The organism is Pseudomonas inefficax (genome assembly GCF_032164165.1).
Classification (GTDB): domain Bacteria; phylum Pseudomonadota; class Gammaproteobacteria; order Pseudomonadales; family Pseudomonadaceae; genus Aquipseudomonas; species Aquipseudomonas inefficax.
In genome coordinates, this window is the sequence record NZ_CP134401.1 from 4,574,675 (window position 1) to 4,594,183 (window position 19,509).

General features: G+C 62.3%; 15 protein-coding genes and 4 tRNA genes. 17 read left to right on the forward strand and 2 right to left on the reverse strand.

Annotation, left to right across the window (positions count from 1 at the left end):
• Positions 1–101 precede the first annotated feature (101 nt).
• A complete protein-coding gene (locus tag RIN61_RS20695) occupies positions 102–1,850 on the reverse strand; it encodes a sigma-54-dependent Fis family transcriptional regulator (RefSeq protein ID WP_207877554.1) in 1,749 nt (582 codons plus the stop codon).
• 224 nt (positions 1,851–2,074) lie between these two features.
• Between RIN61_RS20695 and RIN61_RS20700 the strand changes: the two genes are divergently transcribed.
• The 6 genes from RIN61_RS20700 to RIN61_RS20725 are packed head-to-tail and all read left to right on the forward strand — an operon-like array spanning position 2,075 to position 8,006.
• The gene (locus tag RIN61_RS20700) at positions 2,075–3,169 is read left to right on the forward strand and encodes an ABC transporter ATP-binding protein (protein ID WP_207877552.1); all 1,095 of its coding nucleotides are present in this window, start codon (positions 2,075–2,077) and stop codon (positions 3,167–3,169) included.
• Positions 3,169–4,278 carry an ABC transporter ATP-binding protein gene (locus tag RIN61_RS20705; RefSeq protein WP_112252306.1) on the forward strand — a complete coding sequence of 370 codons (1,110 nt, stop codon included), beginning with the start codon at positions 3,169–3,171 and terminating at the stop codon, positions 4,276–4,278. The genes RIN61_RS20700 and RIN61_RS20705 overlap by 1 nt, the downstream gene beginning before the upstream one ends.
• Complete coding sequence (locus RIN61_RS20710) at positions 4,275–5,138, forward strand: carbohydrate ABC transporter permease (protein WP_133970997.1); 864 nt, start codon at positions 4,275–4,277, stop codon at positions 5,136–5,138. Before RIN61_RS20705 ends, RIN61_RS20710 begins: the two co-directional genes overlap by 4 nt.
• Positions 5,139–5,141: 3 nt before the next feature.
• Complete coding sequence (locus RIN61_RS20715; protein WP_112252308.1) at positions 5,142–5,942, forward strand: carbohydrate ABC transporter permease; 801 nt, start codon at positions 5,142–5,144, stop codon at positions 5,940–5,942.
• 12 nt (positions 5,943–5,954) lie between these two features.
• Entirely contained in the window at positions 5,955–6,227 is a 273-nt protein-coding gene (locus RIN61_RS20720) for a DUF2160 domain-containing protein (RefSeq protein WP_112252309.1), read from the forward strand.
• A gap of 39 nt (positions 6,228–6,266) precedes the next feature.
• Positions 6,267–8,006, forward strand: a complete 1,740-nt coding sequence (locus tag RIN61_RS20725) for an ABC transporter substrate-binding protein (RefSeq protein WP_112252310.1) — start codon at positions 6,267–6,269, stop codon at positions 8,004–8,006.
• Positions 8,007–8,192: 186 nt separating this feature from the next.
• Here RIN61_RS20725 and folD read toward each other — a convergent pair whose 3' ends face one another.
• Positions 8,193–9,047 carry a bifunctional methylenetetrahydrofolate dehydrogenase/methenyltetrahydrofolate cyclohydrolase FolD gene (gene folD, locus RIN61_RS20730; RefSeq protein ID WP_013971879.1) on the reverse strand — a complete coding sequence of 285 codons (855 nt, stop codon included), beginning with the start codon at positions 9,045–9,047 and terminating at the stop codon, positions 8,193–8,195.
• A gap of 271 nt (positions 9,048–9,318) precedes the next feature.
• Between folD and RIN61_RS20735 the strand changes: the two genes are divergently transcribed.
• The 11 genes from RIN61_RS20735 to RIN61_RS20785 all read left to right on the forward strand — a co-directional run bounded on the left by RIN61_RS20735 (position 9,319) and on the right by RIN61_RS20785 (position 19,341).
• Positions 9,319–9,395, forward strand: a tRNA-Arg gene (locus tag RIN61_RS20735).
• Positions 9,396–9,435: 40 nt separating this feature from the next.
• Positions 9,436–9,511: transfer RNA gene (locus tag RIN61_RS20740), tRNA-His, on the forward strand.
• Positions 9,512–9,563: 52 nt separating this feature from the next.
• Positions 9,564–9,648, forward strand: a tRNA-Leu gene (locus tag RIN61_RS20745).
• A gap of 37 nt (positions 9,649–9,685) precedes the next feature.
• Positions 9,686–9,761 (forward strand) — tRNA-His (locus RIN61_RS20750).
• A 556-nt stretch (positions 9,762–10,317) separates the two neighbouring features.
• Positions 10,318–10,617: a DUF6388 family protein gene (locus RIN61_RS20755; RefSeq protein WP_207877548.1), complete on the forward strand. Its 300-nt coding sequence runs from the start codon at positions 10,318–10,320 to the stop codon at positions 10,615–10,617.
• 247 nt (positions 10,618–10,864) lie between these two features.
• Positions 10,865–12,178, forward strand: a complete 1,314-nt coding sequence (gene tig, locus RIN61_RS20760) for a trigger factor (protein WP_112252312.1) — start codon at positions 10,865–10,867, stop codon at positions 12,176–12,178.
• A 91-nt stretch (positions 12,179–12,269) separates the two neighbouring features.
• Entirely contained in the window at positions 12,270–12,911 is a 642-nt protein-coding gene (gene clpP, locus RIN61_RS20765) for an ATP-dependent Clp endopeptidase proteolytic subunit ClpP (protein WP_003259400.1), read from the forward strand.
• A gap of 108 nt (positions 12,912–13,019) precedes the next feature.
• Positions 13,020–14,303: an ATP-dependent Clp protease ATP-binding subunit ClpX gene (gene clpX, locus RIN61_RS20770; protein WP_025338419.1), complete on the forward strand. Its 1,284-nt coding sequence runs from the start codon at positions 13,020–13,022 to the stop codon at positions 14,301–14,303.
• 163 nt (positions 14,304–14,466) lie between these two features.
• On the forward strand, positions 14,467–16,863 hold the full coding sequence (gene lon, locus RIN61_RS20775; protein WP_087501118.1) for an endopeptidase La: 2,397 nt from the start codon (positions 14,467–14,469) through the stop codon (positions 16,861–16,863).
• A 151-nt stretch (positions 16,864–17,014) separates the two neighbouring features.
• The gene (gene hupB, locus RIN61_RS20780) at positions 17,015–17,287 is read left to right on the forward strand and encodes a nucleoid-associated protein HU-beta (protein WP_003250246.1); all 273 of its coding nucleotides are present in this window, start codon (positions 17,015–17,017) and stop codon (positions 17,285–17,287) included.
• A 182-nt stretch (positions 17,288–17,469) separates the two neighbouring features.
• A complete protein-coding gene (locus tag RIN61_RS20785) occupies positions 17,470–19,341 on the forward strand; it encodes a SurA N-terminal domain-containing protein (RefSeq protein WP_313853796.1) in 1,872 nt (623 codons plus the stop codon).
• Positions 19,342–19,509: the final 168 nt, after the last annotated feature.

Genomic DNA, 19,509 nt, shown 5'->3' on the forward strand with positions numbered 1-19,509 from the left:
GGCTAAAGCCGCTCCCACAAGGTCCCTGCTAATTCAATGACTTATGTGCAGTTCTATGAGAGCTGGCTTGCCGGCGATGAGGCCAGCGCAGGCCAAGGCAATCATCGCTCACGCAGCCGCTTGTACAGCGTGGTGCGGCTGATCCCGAGCCCGCGCGCCACCGCCGAGAGGTTGCCGTTGGCTTGCTCCACCAGCGTGTGCAGGTCCGCCTCTTCGGTCGCGACCGGCAAAGGCACCTGCGCCTCGGCGAGAAAACCCGCAGGCAGGTGTTCCAGGCCGACAGGCCCATTGCCCGCCAAGGCCAGCGCCACCTGCAGCACACTCACCAGTTCACGCATGTTCCCCGGCCAGGGGTGCCGATCGAGCAGCTCGATAACAGCCGCAGGCAGCCGAACTGGTTGCCCGGGGTCGCGGTAGCGCGCATGCACTTGCTCGATCAGCTGCCGTCGGTCACTGCGCTCGCGCAGCGGCGGCAACACCACTGCCAGCCCGGCGATGCGGTAAAACAGGTCCTGGCGAAAACGCCCGGCGCGCACTTCTTCGGTCAAGTCGCGGTTGCTTGCCGACACCACGCGGATATCCACCGCCACCGGTTCGCCGCTGCCCAATGGCTGGATACTGCGCGTCTGCAGCACGCGCAACAGGCGGGCCTGGGTGGGTAACGGCATGTCGCCGATTTCGTCGAGGAACAGGATGCCGTGGTGGGCCTTGCGGATCAGCCCCGGGTTGCCCTTCTGGTGGGCACCGGTGAACGCGCCCTTGTCGTAGCCAAACAGCTCCGACTCCACCAGCTCGGCCGGGATCGCCGCGCAGTTGACGGCGATCAGCGGCTGGCTGGCGCGGCTGCTGGCCCGGTGCAGGGTCTCGACGAATACCTCCTTGCCTACGCCGGTTTCACCCTGCACCAGTACCGGAATGTCCTTTTCCAGCAGCAGGCCGGCCTGCGCCAAGGCCTTCTCCAGGCGTGGCTCGGCGCTGCTGGCGGCGGGGCGGCCGGGGGCTTCGCGCGGCAGCTGCCACTGGCAATGAAAGCGGTTGCGCCCGATGGCTTGCAGGGCGAAGGGCTGTTGCTGGGGATGGCCAAGCAGCTGTTGCAGAGGCAACTGGAACAGTTGCGCGATGTTCTGCTGCAGCGGGTTGCCCCCAAGCAGGGTGTCGGCCCGGTGATTGGCGGCCAGAACCCGCCCGTGCTCATCGAACACCAGCAGACCGGCCCAGGGGCTGTCGAGGTTGTCGGAGGCGCTGTTGAAGATCAGTTGCGCGTGCTGGCCGGCATGCTCGGCGAGGATCAGGCGGTTCTCCAGGCTCTGGCCCATCATGCGTACCAGGCCCAGGGTCTGGCTGGCGGGCAGGTAGCCGTCGCTGGCCACATCGAGCACCCCGACCAGCTGCCGCTCGGCATCGAACAACGGCGCGGCGGCGCTGGACATATAGCGGTTCTGGCGCAGGAAGTGCTCGTCCTGACCCACATGGATCGCCTCGGCGCAGACCAGCGCGGTGCCCAGCGCATTGGTACCGACACCGCGCTCGTGCCAGTGGGCGCCGGCGCTGAAGCCGTGCTGCTGGCGCGGCTCGATGAAACGCCGCGAGCCCCAGCTGTCGAGCAGGCAGCCGCTGGCATCGGCCAGCATCACCAGGTAGCTGGCATTGCCCAGCAGGTGCGCATATTGCGGCAGCACCGCTTCGCGGGTCAGGCGTAGCAGGGCCTGGCGCTGCTCCAGCAGGGCGTTCAGCTCGGCGCGGGTCAGGCAGTCGAAGTCCGGGGCGTGCTGGGGTTGCAGGCCGTGGTCGCGGCAGCGGGCCCAGGAGGCCTGGATCAGTTGGGCATGGGGCGAAGCGGATGCGGCCATGGGCCTGTCCTGTGTGATTGTTGTCATGGGGCCGACCGCTGTTCAGTGTCGTGCACGGTTGTTCAATGTCAAACCGGCAAGTGTTCAGTTGTTCAGTGCTTGTGTTCACTTGTGAACCTGCGATTGGCCGGTGTTGCCAGCAAGGCCCCGGGCCAGACGGTCGCGGCGCAACTGGCACGAAACTGGCTGTGCCCGGCAGACAAAAACCACAAGAAGGCCACGCCATGTCCCTGGTGCTGGAACAGGTCAGCCGCAGCGTCGACAACCAGGCCTGGATCGTCGATGCCTCACTGCGTTTCGAACCCGGCTCGTTCAACGTGCTGCTGGGTCGCACCCTGGCCGGCAAGACCAGCCTGATGCGCCTGATGGCCGGGCTCGACCGCCCGGACCGGGGGCGGGTGCTGATGGATGGCCAGGATGTGACGGGCATGCCGGTGCGCCAGCGCAATGTGTCGATGGTGTATCAGCAGTTCATCAATTACCCGACTCTCAGCGTGTACGAGAATATTGCGTCACCGCTGCGCCAGGCACGCATGGCCGAGCCGCAGATTCGCCGGCGGGTTCAGGAAACTGCCGAAATGCTGCGTATCGAACACTACCTGCAGCGCCTGCCGCTGGAGCTGTCCGGTGGCCAGCAGCAACGCACGGCGATGGCCCGGGCGCTGGTCAAGGATGCCTCGCTGATCCTGTTCGACGAGCCTCTGGTCAACCTCGACTACAAGCTGCGCGAGGGCCTGCGCCAGGAGCTGCGCGAGCTGTTCGCGGCGCGCCACTGCATTGCCGTGTATGCCACCACCGAGCCCAACGAGGCGCTGGCTCTGGGCGGCACCACCACCCTCGTGCATGAGGGCCGTATCGTCCAGAGCGGGCCTACTGCCGAGGTCTACCAGCGCCCATGCAGCGTGCTGGCTGCCGAGCTGTTTTCCGAGCCACCGATCAACCTGGTGCCTGGCCGTATCAGCGGCAATGACGTGAGCCTGGCTCAGGCCGTGCACTTTGCCCGCAATGCCGACTTGCAGCCGCTTGCCGAGGGTGACTACCGCTTTGGCGTGCGGCCCAGCCACATCAGCCTGGTGCCGGCCCACGACGACGACCTGGAGCTGGCGGTGCTGGTGGAACTGGCCGAGATCAGTGGTTCAGAGACCTTCCTGCATGTGCGCAACGAACACTGGCGCATGATCCTGCACCTGCCAGGGGTGCACGAATACCAGGTGGACACGCCGATCCGCGTGTTCATCCCCACCCACAAGCTGTTCGTGTTCGACAGTGCCGGGGCGCTGGTGCAGGCCCCGGGGCTGCGCCAGGCAAGGAGAGGGTGATGGCCGAGATCCGCCTGCGCCAACTGGCGCACAGCTACAACCGCCAGCCCGCCAGCGAGGCGGACTATGCCCTGCACGCACTGGAGCATGTGTGGGAGCAGGGCGGTGCCTACGCCTTGCTCGGGCCGTCCGGCTGCGGCAAGTCGACCTTGCTCAACATCATCTCCGGGCTGCTGACACCATCCCACGGCGAGGTGCTGTTCGACGGCAAACCGGTCAACCAGTTGTCACCGCAGGCCCGCAACATCGCCCAGGTGTTCCAGTTTCCGGTGGTGTACGACACCATGACGGTGTTCGACAACCTGGCCTTTCCCTTGCGCAACCAGGGGCTGGACGAAGCCCGGGTGCAGGCCCGGGTGGAGGAGATTGCCGAGGTACTCGACCTGTCGGCCGTGCTGCGCAAGAAGGCGCGCAACCTCAGTGCCGACGAAAAGCAGAAGGTCTCCATGGGCCGTGGCCTGGTGCGCGATGACGTCTCGGCGATCCTCTTCGACGAGCCGCTGACGGTGATCGACCCGCACCTGAAGTGGAAGCTGCGGCGCAAGCTCAAGCAGATCCACGAGCAGTTCAACATCACCATGATCTACGTCACCCACGACCAATTGGAGGCCTCGACGTTCGCCGACAAGATTGCGGTGATGCACGGCGGGCGCATCGTCCAGTTCGGCACCCCGCGCGAACTGTTCGAGCGACCGCGGCATACCTTCGTCGGTTACTTCATCGGCAGCCCGGGGATGAACCTGATCGAGGTACGCGCCGAAGCGGACGGGGTGGCGTTCGGCGATATTCACCTGGTGCTGCCTGGGCAACTGCGGGAGCACCTGCGAGAGCGCCTGGCGGCCACAGGCGGTGGACGCCTGCAGGTAGGCATCCGCCCGGAATTCGTGCAGCTGTGGGACAGCCCGTTCGATGACGCTTACCCGGCCCGGGTGCTGGACGTCGAGGACCTGGGCACCTACCGCATCGTCACCCTCGAACTGGGCGGTGTCGCACTCAAGGCACGCCTGGGCGAGGACCGCCCGCTGCCGGTGGCCCAGGCCTGGGTCAGCCTGCCGGCGCAGTGGCTGATGCTGTACCTGGACGATGAGCTGCTGGAGGCCGGGCCATGAACAAGGTGCCGAACAACAAGGCCTGGTGGCTGGTGCTGCCGGTGTTCCTGCTGGTGGCATTCAGTGCGGTGGTGCCGATGATGACGGTGGTCAACTACTCGGTGCAGGACATCTTCGACCAGACCAACCGCTACTTCGTCGGCGCCGACTGGTACCGCCAGGTGCTGCGCGACCCGGCACTGCACGATGCGCTGCTGCGCCAGTTCATCTATTCCGCCTGCGTGCTGCTGATCGAGATCCCGCTGGGCATCGCCATTGCCCTGACCATGCCGACCAAGGGGCGCATGGCCTCGGTTTGCCTGATCGTCATGGCCATCCCGCTGCTGATCCCGTGGAACGTGGTCGGCACCATCTGGCAGATTTTCGGCCGGGCCGACATCGGCCTGCTCGGCGCCACCCTGGCCAGTCTCGGGGTCAGCTACAACTACGCCGGCGACCCGTTCGACGCTTGGCTGACCGTGCTGGTGATGGACGTGTGGCACTGGACATCGCTGGTGGCGTTGCTCTGTTATTCGGGGCTGCGCGCCATCCCCGACGTGTATTACCAGGCTGCGCGCATCGACCGCGCCTCGGGCTGGGCGGTGTTCCGCCATATCCAGTTGCCCAAGCTGAAGAACGTGCTGCTGATCGCGGTGATGCTGCGCTTCATGGACAGCTTCATGATCTACACCGAGCCCTTCGTGCTGACCGGTGGCGGGCCCGGCAACGCCACCACCTTCCTCAGCCAGACCCTCACGCGCATGGCTGTGGGGCAGTTCGACCTGGGCCCGGCGGCGGCATTCTCGCTGGTGTACTTCCTGATCATCCTGCTGGTTTCGTGGCTGTTCTACACAGCCATGACCCATGCCGACAAGGACTAGGCCATGAGCACGCGCAAATCGCTGGCCCTGCTGCTGTACTTCTTCTTCCTGCTGGTGCCGATCTACTGGCTGCTGAACATGTCGTTCAAGAGCAACACCGAGATCCTCGGTGGCCTGACCCTGTGGCCGCAGGCGTTCACCCTCGACAACTACCGGGTGATCTTCACCGATGCCAGCTGGTACAGCGGCTACATCAATTCGCTGTACTACGTGTGCCTGAACACGCTGATTTCGCTGCTGGTGGCGCTGCCAGCGGCATATGCCTTCTCGCGTTACCGCTTCCTCGGTGACCGGCACCTGTTCTTCTGGTTGCTGACCAACCGCATGGCGCCACCGGCGGTGTTCCTGCTGCCGTTCTTCCAGCTGTATTCGTCGATCGGCCTGTTCGACACCCATATCGCCGTAGCCCTGGCGCACTGCCTGTTCAACGTGCCGCTGGCGGTGTGGATCCTCGAGGGGTTCATGTCTGGTGTGCCGAAGGAAATCGACGAAACGGCCTACATCGACGGCTACAGCTTTCCGCGCTTCTTCGTGAAGATCTTCGTCCCGCTGATTGGCTCCGGCATCGGCGTGACGGCGTTTTTCTGCTTCATGTTCTCCTGGGTCGAGCTGCTGCTGGCGCGCACCCTGACCTCGGTGAACGCCAAGCCGATCGCCGCGGTGATGACCCGTACCGTGTCGGCCTCGGGCATCGATTGGGGAGTACTGGCGGCGGCAGGGGTACTGACCATCCTGCCGGGCATGCTGGTGATCTGGTTCGTGCGCAACCATGTGGCCAAGGGCTTCGCCCTCGGCCGGGTGTGAGGAGGGCAAGGCATGGAGTGGATGGCCTGGACCTTGCCGACGGCGCTGTTCTTCGCCGCCGTTGGTGTGCTGCTGCTGGGCATGACCCTGCTCGAACTGCGCCGCCCCTGCGTGGAGCGACGCGGTTTCCTGCCGCTGGTCACCAGCCGTGGCGACCGCTTGTTCATCGGCCTGCTGGCCAGCGCCTACCTGCATTTGCTGGTGGTTGGCGTCAGCGAGTGGCCATTGTGGGTGGCCTCGCTGCTGTCGCTGGCGTGGCTGGTGGTGGTGCTGCGCTTGGGCTGAGCGAGCGGCCCTGTGGGATAACTGAAACGGGAGATCACAATGTTCGACAACAAGTACAACAGGCGACATTTGACCCTGGCCGCGTTGCTGGTACTGGCCAGTGCGCAGGGCACGGCCTGGGCCGACCAGTACGAGGACGCGGCAAAGAAGTGGCTCGGCAGTGAGTTCAAGCCTTCGACCCTCACTCCTGAGCAGCAGCTGGCCGAGTTGAAGTGGTTCATCAAGGCTGCCGAGCCGTTCCGTGGCATGAAGATCAACGTGGTGTCGGAAACCATCACCACCCATGAATACGAGTCCAAGGTGCTGGCCAAGGCCTTCAGCGAGATCACCGGTATCCAGCTGACCCACGACCTGCTGCAGGAAGGCGACGTGGTGGAAAAGCTGCAGACACAGATGCAGTCGGACAAGAACATCTATGACGGCTGGGTCAACGACTCCGACCTGATCGGCACGCACTTTCGCTACGGCAAGGTGGAATCGATCACCGACCTGATGGCCAACGAAGGCAAGGCCTACACCTCGCCGACCCTGGACCTGAAGGACTTCATCGGCATTTCCTTCACCACCGCGCCGGACGGCAAGGTTTACCAGTTGCCCGACCAGCAGTTCGCCAACCTGTACTGGTTCCGCGCCGACTGGTTCGAGCGGCCTGAACTGAAGGCCAGGTTCAAGGAGAAGTACGGCTACGAGCTGGGTGTGCCGGTGAACTGGTCAGCCTACGAGGACATCGCCAAGTTCTTTACCGAAGACGTCAAGGAAATCGACGGCAAACGCGTCTATGGCCACATGGATTACGGCAAGAAAGACCCGTCGCTGGGCTGGCGCTTCACCGATGCCTGGTTCTCCATGGCCGGTGGCGGCGACAAAGGTTTGCCCAATGGCTTGCCTGTGGACGAATGGGGCATTCGCGTGGAGGACTGCCACCCGGTGGGCTCCAGCGTGACCCGTGGCGGCGACACCAACGGCCCGGCTGCCGTGTATGCCACGCAGAAGTACGTGGACTGGATGCGAGCCTATGCGCCCAAGGAAGCCCAGGGCATGACCTTCTCCGAAGCCGGCCCGGTGCCGGCCCAGGGCAACATCGCCCAGCAGATCTTCTGGTACACCGCGTTTACCGCCGACATGACCAAGCCGGGTTTGCCAGTGGTCAATGCCGATGGCACGCCGAAGTGGCGCATGGCGCCTTCGCCGAAGGGGCCGTACTGGGAGGAGGGGATGAAGTTGGGCTACCAGGACACCGGTTCGTGGACCTTCTTCAAGTCCACCCCCGAGAAGCAACGCCTGGCTGCCTGGCTGTACGCCCAGTTCGTCACCTCCAAGACCGTGTCGCTGAAAAAGACCATCGTCGGCCTCACGCCAATTCGTGAGTCGGACATCAACTCCCAGGCCATGACCGAGCTGGCGCCCAAGCTGGGCGGGCTGGTGGAGTTCTATCGCAGCCCGGCGCGGGTACAGTGGACGCCAACCGGTACCAACGTGCCGGACTACCCGCGGTTGGCGCAGTTGTGGTGGAGCCACATCGCCGAAGTGGCCAGCGGCGAGAAGACACCGCAGGAAGCCCTGGACGGCCTGGCCCGCGACCAGGACCGGATGATGGAACGCTTGCAGCGCTCCAACGCCCAGGCGACCTGTGCACCGAAGCTGAACCCGGAGAAGGACGCCCAGTACTGGTTCGACCAGCCCGGTGCGCCGAAGCCGAAACTGGCCAACGAAAAGCCCAAGGGCGAGACGGTCAGCTACAGCGAGCTGCTGAAGTCGTGGGAGGCGGCCAGGAAGTGATCGGCTGAAGACCTTCGCTGGCTTCTTCGCGGGTAAACCCGCTCCCACAGAGAGATCGCCATCTTCTGGGGCGGCGCGCACCCTGTGGGAGCGGGTTTACCCGCGAAGAGGCCGGCAAAGCCAATAAATAAATCACAGGCAAAAAAACGGCACCTGCCAGAGGTGCCGTTTTCATGTCACGCGGTATTACTTGTGCAGCTCTTCGGCCGCATACAGCGTGTTTTCCAGCAGGCACGCCCGGGTCATCGGCCCGACGCCGCCCGGCACCGGCGTGATCCAGCCGGCGCGCGGCAGGGCAGTCTCGTAGACCACGTCGCCGACAAGCTTGCCGTCTTCCTGGCGGTTGATGCCCACGTCAATGACGATGGCACCTTCCTTGATCCACTCACCCTTGACCAGGCCTGGCTTGCCTGCGGCCACTACCACCAGGTCGGCGCGGCCGACATGGCCGGCGAGGTCCTTGGTGAAGCGGTGGCAGACGGTCACGGTGCAGCCGGCCAGCAGCAGCTCCATGGCCATCGGGCGGCCAACGATGTTGGAGGCGCCGACGATGACCGCGTTCATGCCGTACAGGTCCTGGCCTGTGCTTTCCAGCAGGGTCATGATGCCCTTCGGCGTGCACGGGCGCAGCAGCGGGATACGCTGGGCCAGGCGGCCGATGTTGTATGGGTGGAAGCCGTCCACGTCCTTGTCCGGGCGGATGCGCTCGAGCAGCAGCGAGGCGTCCAGGTGCGCCGGCAGCGGCAGTTGCAGCAGGATACCGTCGACGGCCGGATCGTCATTGAGGCGGTCGATCAGCTCGGTCAGGGCCTGCTGCGTGGTTTCGCTGGGCAGGTCGAACGCCTGCGAAATGAAGCCGACCTCTTCGCAGTCCTTGCGCTTGTGCGAGACATAGACTTGGGAGGCGGGGTCGGTGCCGACCAGGATCACCGCCAGGCCCGGCGTACGCAGGCCTTGCTGGCGACGCTCCACGACACGTTGAGCGATCTGCTGGCGCAGGCTGGCGGCGATCGCCTTGCCATCGATTAGGTGTGCAGTCATAGACGCGTGATTAACCATCGAGAAGGAAACAATTAAAGAGGGCGTATTCTCGCACGACACGGGCCAAGGGCAAAGGCGGGTGGTCGGGCAAATCCCCTAAGCCCTTAAATAATTTAAATTTTTTTGAGAAAGGTGTTGACGACTTTCAGGCTCGCCTATAAGATTCGCCGCACTTGTCGGGCACAGCCTAGCACTGGTTGGCTAAGTCGGGCAGAATGAGTGGTTTAACAGTTACCTGTTAAGGTCTCGTTCGGTTAGGCTTCAAGCTTAAGCGCCCGTAGCTCAGCTGGATAGAGCATCCGCCTTCTAAGCGGATGGTCGCAGGTTCGAGTCCTGCCGGGTGCGCCATTAGGCAGCTTTGGCAAGCAGGTAGTTGTAATGCAATATGGTGGGCGTAGCTCAGTTGGTAGAGCGCTGGATTGTGATTCCAGTTGTCGTGGGTTCGATTCCCATCGTCCACCCCATATTCTTCAAAGGCGCCTCGATAGCATCTGGCGCCTTTGTTTTAAGCGTTACGCGGACGTGGTGAAATTGGTAGACACACTGGATTTAGGTTCCAGCGGCGCAAGCTGTAAGAGTTCGAGTCTCTTCGTCCGCACCATGCTTCTGTAAAAGCTGTATCGCAAGACCGCAATATGGTGGGCGTAGCTCAGTTGGTAGAGCGCTGGATTGTGATTCCAGTTGTCGTGGGTTCGATTCCCATCGTCCACCCCATATTTTGAAAGGCGCCTTGGTCGTGAGATCGGGCGCCTTTTTGTTTTGGGCTTGTGTGGCTGCGGTGTGCATGTCTTGGGTGTTCTGGCGCCTGTGGGATCGAGCGCCGCCCGCGCGGCGCTTCGCGGGGCAAGCCCGCTCCCACATTTGTTGCAACGTGCCGAACTTGTCAGGCCATGGTTGTCAGCCTTGGTGGGGTGGCTGTATTTCTGGGTTGGCACTGCTGCCGCCTCACTGGTCTCAAGCCTTGCACCAAGACTGGCAACGCCTCTCCCACAGGCATGGCCACGTTGCAACAAATGTGGGAGCGGGCTTGTCCCGCGAAGCGCCGCGCGGGCGGCGCTCGACCTCACAGGCGCAGAAAGTGTCAAGGCGAATACCCGCGAAGCGCCGCGCGGGCGGCGCTCGATCTCCAAGGCGCCACAAGGCCCACGCCAGGAACTTAGCGTCCGCGACGCAATTCCCCCTTGCAATCCTCTGGTGGCACCCCAATAAAAGCTGTTAGATTTCAGCCGGTTGAAACACCGGCCCAGCTGGCCGGCAGAGGAACAACCCGATGATCGCAAAAGAAGCCCGTCAGGCCCTGGCGCTACAGCGCTTTGCCGAGGCCAATCCGCAGTTGCTCGAGGAGATCCGCGACCTGGATGCGCGCGAGCAGGCCCAGCAGATCGAGTGGGCGTTCGAGGATGCGGCCGAGGAGCAGGGTATCCAGCCTTGGGAGTTGGCCCTGCAACTGATCGCCGAAACCCCCGAGCAACTGCAGGCCATGCGCCTGGAGACGCACCGCGAGGTAGCCGAGGCGCTGGGGATGGAGTGGGAGGAGTACTGCCAGTTCAACGAAATCGATCCTGACTAAAGGAAGCGAATTCGTTCGTGGCAGTTGTTTGACAAGGTATTTCGGCTGCAGGTCGCCCCGGGCGTCGTGCGGCCCCCATTGAAGCAGGCTCGGTGCTATGTCATGCGGGCCTTGAAAGTTAATCGACCGGCGTGGTTTCCCGTCGTCCCGAGTGGGGTGACTTCTGCTGCGCGACTCACTAGAATGCTTGCCCTTGATTCTGGAGTCGGGCAAACGCCGGCTAACGTCTGTGCAACGAGGAATATCCATGCAAGTTTCTGTTGAAAACACTTCCGCTCTCGAGCGCCGCATGACCATCGCCGTTCCGGCCGAGCGCGTCGAGAACGAAGTCAACAAGCGTCTGCAGCAGACTGCCAAGCGCGCCAAGGTTGCCGGCTTCCGCCCAGGCAAAGTGCCGATGAGCGTGATCCGTCAGCGTTTCGAAGCCGATGCCCGTCAAGAGGCTTTCGGTGACCTGGTCCAGGCTTCCTTCTACGAAGCCATCGTCGAGCAGAAGCTGAACCCGGCTGGCGCCCCTGCGGTAGAGCCGAAGTCCTTCGAAAAGGGCAAGGACCTGGAATTCGTCGCCATCTTCGAAGTGTTCCCGGAGTTCACCGTTGGCGGCCTCGAGTCGATCAGCGTCGAGCGCCTGAGCGCCGAAGTGGCTGACGCCGACCTGGACAACATGCTGGAAGTGCTGCGCAAGCAGAACACCCGCTTCGAGGCCGTCGAGCGCGCCGCGCAGAACGACGACCAGGTCAACATCGACTTCGTCGGCAAGGTCGACGGTGAAGTGTTCGCCGGTGGTTCGGCCAAGGGCACTCAGCTGGTGCTGGGCTCCGGCCGCATGATCCCAGGCTTCGAAGACGGCCTGGTTGGCGCCAAGGCTGGTGAAGAGCGCGTTGTTAACGTGACCTTCCCTGAGGACTACCAGAACCTGGACCTGGCTGGCAAAGCCGCCGAGTTCACCATCACCGTCAACAGCGTTGCCGCCCCTGTGCTGCCAGAGCTGAACGAAGAATTCTTCGCCCAGTTCGGCATCAAGGAAACCACTCTGGAAGGCTTCCGCACCGAAGTTCGCAAGAACATGGAGCGTGAACTGCGCCAGGCCATCAAGGCCAAGGTGAAGAACCAGGTAATGGATGGTCTGCTGGCAGCCAACCCGATCGAAGTGCCGAAAGCCCTGCTGGAAAACGAAGTCAACCGTCTGCGCGTGCAGGCTGTTCAGCAGTTCGGTGGCAACATCAAGCCAGAGCAACTGCCAGCCGAGCTGTTCGAAGAGCAAGCCAAGCGCCGTGTGGTCCTGGGCCTGATCGTGGCCGAAGTGGTCAAACAGTTCGAACTGAAGCCGGACGAAGGCAAGGTTCGCGAAATGATCGAAGAAATGGCTTCGGCTTACCAGGAGCCTGAGCAGGTCATCGCCTGGTACTACAAGAACGACCAGCAACTGAACGAAGTCCGTTCGGTTGTGCTGGAAGAACAAGTTGTAGATACTGTTCTGCAGAAAGCGACTGTGACCGACAAGTCGGTCTCGTACGAAGATGCCGTTAAACCAGCACAGGCTCCAGCCGCCGCTGAGTAACGGGCTTCTCTCGTAGGAAACCCCCACAAGCCAGCCTTCGAGCTGGCTTGTGCGTATTCAAGCCATGACTATTTGGGAGTGAGCGCAGGACATGTCCCGCAATTCTTATATTCAGCAGAGCTCTGACATCCAGGCCGCAGGCGGCCTGGTCCCGATGGTTATCGAGCAGTCCGCCCGTGGCGAACGCGCTTACGACATCTACTCGCGCCTGTTGAAGGAGCGTGTGATCTTCCTGGTTGGCCCGGTAGAGGACTACATGGCCAACCTCGTCGTCGCGCAACTGCTGTTCCTTGAGGCGGAAAACCCGGACAAGGATATCCATCTGTACATCAACTCGCCGGGCGGTTCCGTCACCGCCGGCATGTCGATCTACGACACCATGCAGTTCATCAAGCCGGACGTCTCGACCATCTGCATCGGCCAGGCCTGCAGCATGGGCGCCTTCCTGCTGGCTGCAGGTGCCAAGGGCAAGCGTCACTGCCTGCCGAACTCGCGCGTGATGATCCACCAGCCGCTGGGCGGTTTCCAGGGTCAGGCCACCGATATCGAGATCCACGCCCAGGAAATCCTCAATATCAAGGCCCGCCTGAACGAGCTGCTGGCTTACCACACCGGCCAGGATCTCGAGACCATCAAGCGCGACACCGAACGTGACAACTTCATGAGCGCCTCGCGCGCGGCCGAGTACGGCCTGATCGACTCGGTCTACGACAAGCGGCAACTGGCCTCCTGAACCGGGGTGCCAGAGCAGGTGGGCGCGGAAAGCGCCTACCTGCGGACTTGAAAAAGCCCGCAATTGCCTTCATCTTGTGTTGCAAGCCTACCGGATTGGATCGATCGAATGACTGACACCCGTAACGGCGAGGACAGCGGCAAATTGCTTTATTGCTCCTTCTGCGGCAAAAGCCAGCACGAAGTGCGCAAACTGATTGCCGGGCCCTCGGTATTTATCTGCGACGAGTGCGTCGACCTGTGCAACGACATCATCCGTGAGGAGGTGCAGGAAGCCCAGGCCGAGAGCAGCGCGCACAAATTGCCTTCGCCGAAAGAAATCAGCGGTATCCTGGACCAGTACGTCATTGGCCAGGAACGCGCGAAGAAGGTGCTTGCCGTAGCGGTGTACAACCACTACAAGCGCCTGAACCAGCGTGACAAGAAGGGTGATGAAGTCGAACTCGGCAAGAGCAACATCCTGCTCATCGGGCCGACCGGCTCGGGCAAGACCCTGCTCGCCGAAACCCTTGCACGCCTGTTGAACGTACCGTTCACCATTGCTGACGCCACCACCCTGACCGAAGCCGGTTACGTGGGTGAGGACGTCGAGAACATCATCCAGAAGCTGTTGCAGAAGTGCGACTACGATGTGGAAAAGGCCCAGATGGGCATCGTCTACATCGACGAGATCGACAAGATCTCGCGCAAGTCGGACAACCCGTCCATCACCCGTGACGTCTCGGGCGAGGGCGTGCAGCAGGCTCTGCTGAAGCTGATCGAAGGCACCGTGGCTTCGGTTCCGCCGCAGGGCGGCCGCAAGCACCCGCAACAGGAATTCCTGCAGGTCGATACCCGCAACATCCTGTTCATCTGCGGTGGCGCCTTCTCGGGCCTGGAAAAGGTCATCCAGAACCGCTCCACCAAGGGTGGCATCGGTTTTGGCGCCGAAGTACGCAGCAAGGAAGAGGGCAAGAAGGTTGGCGAGTCCCTGCGTGAGGTCGAGCCGGACGATCTGGTCAAGTTTGGCCTGATCCCGGAATTCGTCGGTCGCCTGCCGGTACTGGCAACTCTCGACGAGCTGGACGAGGCTGCGCTGATGCAGATCCTCACCGAGCCGAAGAACGCCCTGACCAAGCAGTATGCCAAGCTGTTCGAGATGGAAAGCGTCGACCTCGAGTTCCGCAGCGATGCGCTCAAGGCCGTGGCACGCAAAGCCCTGGAGCGCAAGACCGGCGCCCGTGGCCTGCGTTCGATCCTCGAGGGCGTGCTGCTCGACACCATGTACGAGATTCCTTCGAAGAAGGATGTCAGCAAGGTGGTGATCGACGAGAGCGTCATCGATGGCACCTCGCAGCCGCTGATGATCTACGAGAACAGCGAGCCGCAAGCCAAGGCCGCGCCGGACGCCTGATCCAGGCAATGGCCGGTTGACGGTTGCAAGCAAGAAGGGGCCTACGGGCCCCTTTCTGCTTTTCCTGCGCTAGCGCTTGTAATTTCCCAAGCGTGCCCCCACATTAGGTCCAAGCATCATTTCCACCGGTTTCCGGCCATAAGGCCGCTGTAGAGGCGAAATCATGAAGACCACCCTCGACTTGCCTCTTTTGCCATTGCGCGATGTCGTTGTTTACCCGCACATGGTCATCCCGCTGTTCGTGGGGCGCGAAAAGTCCATCGAAGCCCTCGAGGCGGCGATGACGGGCGAAAAGCAGATTCTCCTGCTGGCCCAGAAAAACCCGGCCGACGATGACCCGGGCGAAGACGCCCTGTACCGCGTCGGTACCGTTGCCACCGTATTGCAATTGCTGAAACTGCCCGATGGTACCGTCAAGGTGCTGGTCGAGGGCGAGCAGCGCGGCGCCGTGGAGCGTTTCAGCGAAGTGGAAGGGCACATCCGTGCCGAAGTTTCGCTGATCGATGAAGTCGACGCCGCCGAGCGCGAGTCGGAAGTGTTCGTGCGCACGCTGCTGTCGCAGTTCGAGCAGTACGTGCAGCTGGGCAAGAAAGTCCCTGCCGAAGTGCTGTCGTCGCTGAACAGCATCGAAGAGCCGGGGCGCCTGGTCGACACCATGGCCGCGCACATGGCGCTGAAAATCGAGCAGAAGCAGGAAATCCTCGAAATCGTCGACCTGCCGACCCGTGTCGAGCACGTATTGGCGCTGCTGGATGCCGAAATCGACCTGCTGCAGGTCGAAAAGCGTATCCGCGGTCGGGTCAAGAAGCAGATGGAGCGCAGTCAGCGCGAGTACTACCTGAATGAGCAGATGAAGGCCATTCAGAAAGAACTCGGTGACGGCGACGAAGGCCACAACGAAGTCGAAGAGCTGAAAAAGCGCATCGAAGCTGCTGGCTTGCCCAAGGACGCACTGGCCAAGGCCCAGGCCGAGCTGAACAAGCTCAAGCAGATGTCGCCGATGTCGGCCGAGGCCACTGTGGTGCGCTCCTACCTTGACTGGCTGGTGCAGGTGCCGTGGAAGGCCCAGAGCAAGGTGCGCCTGGACCTGGCCAAGGCCGAGGAAATCCTCGATGCCGACCACTATGGCCTGGAAGAGGTCAAGGAACGCATCCTCGAATACCTTGCCGTGCAAAAGCGCGTCAAGAAGATCCGCGGCCCGGTACTGTGCCTGGTCGGCCCGCCTGGCGTCGGCAAGACCTCGCTGGCCGAGTCGATCGCCGCTGCCACCAACCGCAAGTTCGTGCGCATGGCCCTGGGTGGTGTGCGTGACGAGGCCGAGATCCGTGGCCACCGCCGTACCTACATCGGTTCCATGCCTGGCCGCCTGATCCAGAAGATGACCAAGGTAGGGGTGCGCAACCCGCTGTTCCTGCTGGACGAAATCGACAAGATGGGCAGCGACATGCGTGGCGACCCGGCCTCGGCACTGCTCGAAGTGCTCGACCCGGAGCAGAACCACAACTTCAACGACCACTACCTGGAGGTCGACTACGACCTCTCGGACGTGATGTTCCTGTGCACCTCGAACTCGATGAACATCCCGCCGGCATTGCTCGACCGGATGGAAGTCATCCGCCTGCCGGGTTACACCGAAGACGAGAAGATCAACATCGCCGTCAAGTACCTGGTGCCCAAGCAGGTCAAGGCCAACGGCCTGAAGAAGGAAGAGCTGGAGGTCGACGTTTCGGCGATCCGCGACATCATCCGCTACTACACCCGCGAAGCCGGTGTGCGTGGCCTGGAGCGGCAAATTGCCAAGGTCTGCCGCAAGGTGGTCAAGGAACATACCGGGCAGAAGCAGGTCAAGGTCAAGGTGGCCAGCGAGCAGCTGGAACACCTGCTGGGCGTGCGCAAGTTCCGCTACGGCCTGGCCGAGCAGCAGGACCAGATCGGCCAGGTTACCGGCCTGGCCTGGACCCAGGTGGGCGGCGAACTGCTGACCATCGAAGCCGTGGTCATCCCCGGCAAGGGCCAACTGATCAAGACCGGCTCGCTGGGCGACGTCATGGTCGAGTCGATCACCGCCGCGCAGACCGTGGTGCGCAGCCGTGCCCGCAGCCTGGGTATCGCCGCCGACTTCCACGAGAAGCATGACGTGCATATCCACATGCCTGAAGGCGCCACGCCGAAGGACGGCCCAAGTGCCGGTATCGGCATGTGCACTGCGCTGGTGTCGGCGCTGACGCAGATTCCGGTACGTGCCGATGTGGCCATGACCGGCGAAATCACCCTGCGTGGCCAGGTGCTGGCGATTGGCGGGCTGAAGGAAAAACTGCTGGCGGCACACCGTGGCGGGATCAAGACGGTGATCATTCCCGAGGAGAATGTTCGCGATCTGAAGGAGATTCCGGAAAATATCAAACAGGATCTGCAGATCAAACCGGTCAAATGGATTGACGAAGTCCTGCAAATTGCGCTGCAATACGCCCCGGAGCCCTTGCCAGATGTGGCTCCGGAGATTGTCGCGAAAGATGAAAAGCGCGACGGCGATGCTAAGGAAAGAATCAGCACGCACTAGTAGTTTTTTGCTGGGGGGCTTTCCTTGACAGTTTTTTCGGGGCCTTGCTATAAAGCGGCACGCTATTGTCATCAGGCCACCCAGCGCACGTTTCATAAGCTTTTCATTACATACTTAGAAACAAACTCAATAGAGAATAAGGGGACTTAGAGTGAACAAGTCGGAACTGATTGACGCTATCGCCGCATCTGCTGACATCCCGAAAGCTGTAGCCGGCCGTGCGCTGGACGCAGTCATCGAATCCGTCACCGGCGCCCTGAAGCAAGGTGACGATGTGGTACTGGTTGGCTTCGGTACCTTCTCGGTCAAGGAGCGCGCAGAGCGCACCGGCCGCAACCCGCAAACCGGCAAGGCGATCAAGATCGAAGCCGCCAAGGTTCCAGGTTTCAAGGCCGGCAAAGGCCTGAAAGACGCCGTCAACTAAGTCGTCTTTCAGCCGGACCCGGCCCTGGCCAGGTCCGAGTACGGTGACGGCGGGGCGCAAACGTTCCCGCCTGACACGTTTGCTAAGCAAAGGCGCATCCTCGGATGCGCCTTTCTTTTATCAGGTTTCTACCCACGCTCCGCGGTTGTCGACGCAGTGGTACAGCCGTTTCTGGGGGACGCATGCTGCAAAATATCAGGGACAATTCACAAGGTTGGATTGCCAAGACCATCATCGGCCTTATCGTCGTGTTGATGGCGTTGACCGGCTTCGAAGCCATTTTCCAGGCCGCCACCCATAGCCAGGACGCCGCCAAGGTGAACGGCCAGACCATCAGCCAGAACGAGCTGAGCCAGGCGGCCGACATGCAGCGCCGTCAGCTGATGCAACAGTTGGGCAAGGATTTCGACCCGGCGCTGCTGGATGACAAATTGCTGCGCGAAGAGGCACTGAAGGGCCTGATCAGCCGCAAGCTGCTGCTGCAGGGTGCCGAAGATGCCAAGTTCGCCTTCTCCGAGACCGCGCTGGATCAGGTGATCCTGCAGACGCCGGAGTTCCAGGTGGACGGCAAGTTCAGTGCGGACCGTTTCGACCAGGTCATTCGCCAGATGGGCTATGGCCGCATGCAGTTCCGCGACATGCTCGCCGAAGAAATGCTCATCGGCCAACTGCGCACCGGCCTGGCCGGCAGCAGCTTCGTCACCGACCAGCAGGTCGATGCCTTTGCCCGCCTCGAGAAGCAGACCCGCGACTTCGCTTCCCTGACCTTCAAGGCCGACCCGGCCGCGGTCAAGGTCAGCGATGAAGAGGTCAAGGCGCATTACGACAAGCACGCCAAGGAGTTCATGTCGCCAGACCAGGTAGTGATCGACTACATCGAACTGAAGAAGGCGGCGTTCTTCGATCAGGTCAAGGTGACCGACGAAGAGCTCAAGGCCCAGTACGAGAAGGAAATCGCCAACCTCGCCGAGCAGCGCCATGCCGCGCACATCCTCATCGAGGTCAACGACAAGGTCACCGACGCCCAGGCCAAGGCCCGCGCCGAAGAGATCCAGCAGCGTCTGGCCAAGGGTGAAGACTTTGCCGCGCTGGCCAAGGAGTTCTCCCAGGACCCGGGTTCGGCCAACAGCGGCGGTGACCTTGGCTTTGCCGGCCCGGGCGTTTACGACCCGGCGTTCGAAGATGCACTGTACAAGTTGCAGGATGGCCAGGTCTCGGCGCCAGTGCGCACCGAGTTCGGCTACCACCTGATCAAGCTGCTGGGCGTGCAGGCGCCGGAAGTGCCGAGCTTCGCCAGCCTGAAGGACAAGCTGACCCGTGACTTGAAGATCCCGCTGGTCGAGCAGCGTTACGTAGATGCCAGCAAGCAGCTGCAGGATGCCGCCTACGAGGCTTCCGACCTGGCCCAGCCGGCCCAGGACCTGAACCTGAAGGTGCAAACCTCCGCAGCCTTCGGCCGCGAGGGTGGTGAAGGCATCACTGCCAACCGTTCGGTTGTGCAGGCCGCATTCTCCGAAGAAGTGCTGGAGGAGGGTGCCAACAGCACCGCCATCGAGCTCGATCCGGAAACCACCGTGGTGCTGCGCGTCAAGGAGCACCGCAAGCCTGAGCAGCTGCCGCTGGAAGCCGTGGCCAGGAACATCAGCGAGCACCTGGCCAAGGAGAAGGCGACAGCCGAGCTCAAGGCCAAGGCGGACAAGCTGATTGCCGGCCTGCGTGACGGTTCCATCGCAGCGGGCAGTGTGCACGAAGGGCAGGGCTGGAAGGCCTATGAAGCAGTTACCCGCGGCGAGGACGGTATCGACCCGGCCGAGCTGCAGGCGCTGTTCCGCCTGGGCAAGCCGCAAGCCAAGGACAAGCCGGTTTATGGCAGCGTCGTGCTGCGTGACGGTAGCCTGGTGGTACTGCAGCTCAAAGGTGTCAACGAAGGCGCTGCTGCCACCGACGAAGAGAAGCAGCAAATTCGCCGCTACCTCGCGTCGCGTGCTGGCCAGCAGGACTTCGCGGCGTACCGCAAGCAGCTGGAAGCCAAGGCGGACATCACCCGTTACTAAGGTGATGGAAGCATGAACGAACAGGCCGCCCAGTGCGGCCTGTTTCGTTTCTGTTGTCTGTGCCGGCCTCTTCCGGGTAAACCCGCTCCCACAGGTTCAACACAGGTTTCATGTACTGTGGTGAACCTGTGGCAGCGGGTTTACCCGCGAAGAGGCCAGCACAAGCAG

Bases quoted from the DNA above. Each gene is read 5' to 3' on its own strand.
- RIN61_RS20695 (WP_207877554.1), bottom strand. From the start codon at position 1,850: ATGGCCGCATCCGCTTCGCCCCATGCCCAACTGATCCAGGCCTCCTGG.
- RIN61_RS20700 (WP_207877552.1), top strand. From the start codon at position 2,075: ATGTCCCTGGTGCTGGAACAGGTCAGCCGCAGCGTCGACAACCAGGCC.
- RIN61_RS20705 (WP_112252306.1), top strand. From the start codon at position 3,169: ATGGCCGAGATCCGCCTGCGCCAACTGGCGCACAGCTACAACCGCCAG.
- RIN61_RS20710 (WP_133970997.1), top strand. From the start codon at position 4,275: ATGAACAAGGTGCCGAACAACAAGGCCTGGTGGCTGGTGCTGCCGGTG.
- RIN61_RS20715 (WP_112252308.1), top strand. From the start codon at position 5,142: ATGAGCACGCGCAAATCGCTGGCCCTGCTGCTGTACTTCTTCTTCCTG.
- RIN61_RS20720 (WP_112252309.1), top strand. From the start codon at position 5,955: ATGGAGTGGATGGCCTGGACCTTGCCGACGGCGCTGTTCTTCGCCGCC.
- RIN61_RS20725 (WP_112252310.1), top strand. From the start codon at position 6,267: ATGTTCGACAACAAGTACAACAGGCGACATTTGACCCTGGCCGCGTTG.
- folD (WP_013971879.1), bottom strand. From the start codon at position 9,047: ATGACTGCACACCTAATCGATGGCAAGGCGATCGCCGCCAGCCTGCGC.
- RIN61_RS20755 (WP_207877548.1), top strand. From the start codon at position 10,318: ATGATCGCAAAAGAAGCCCGTCAGGCCCTGGCGCTACAGCGCTTTGCC.
- tig (WP_112252312.1), top strand. From the start codon at position 10,865: ATGCAAGTTTCTGTTGAAAACACTTCCGCTCTCGAGCGCCGCATGACC.
- clpP (WP_003259400.1), top strand. From the start codon at position 12,270: ATGTCCCGCAATTCTTATATTCAGCAGAGCTCTGACATCCAGGCCGCA.
- clpX (WP_025338419.1), top strand. From the start codon at position 13,020: ATGACTGACACCCGTAACGGCGAGGACAGCGGCAAATTGCTTTATTGC.
- lon (WP_087501118.1), top strand. From the start codon at position 14,467: ATGAAGACCACCCTCGACTTGCCTCTTTTGCCATTGCGCGATGTCGTT.
- RIN61_RS20785 (WP_313853796.1), top strand. From the start codon at position 17,470: ATGCTGCAAAATATCAGGGACAATTCACAAGGTTGGATTGCCAAGACC.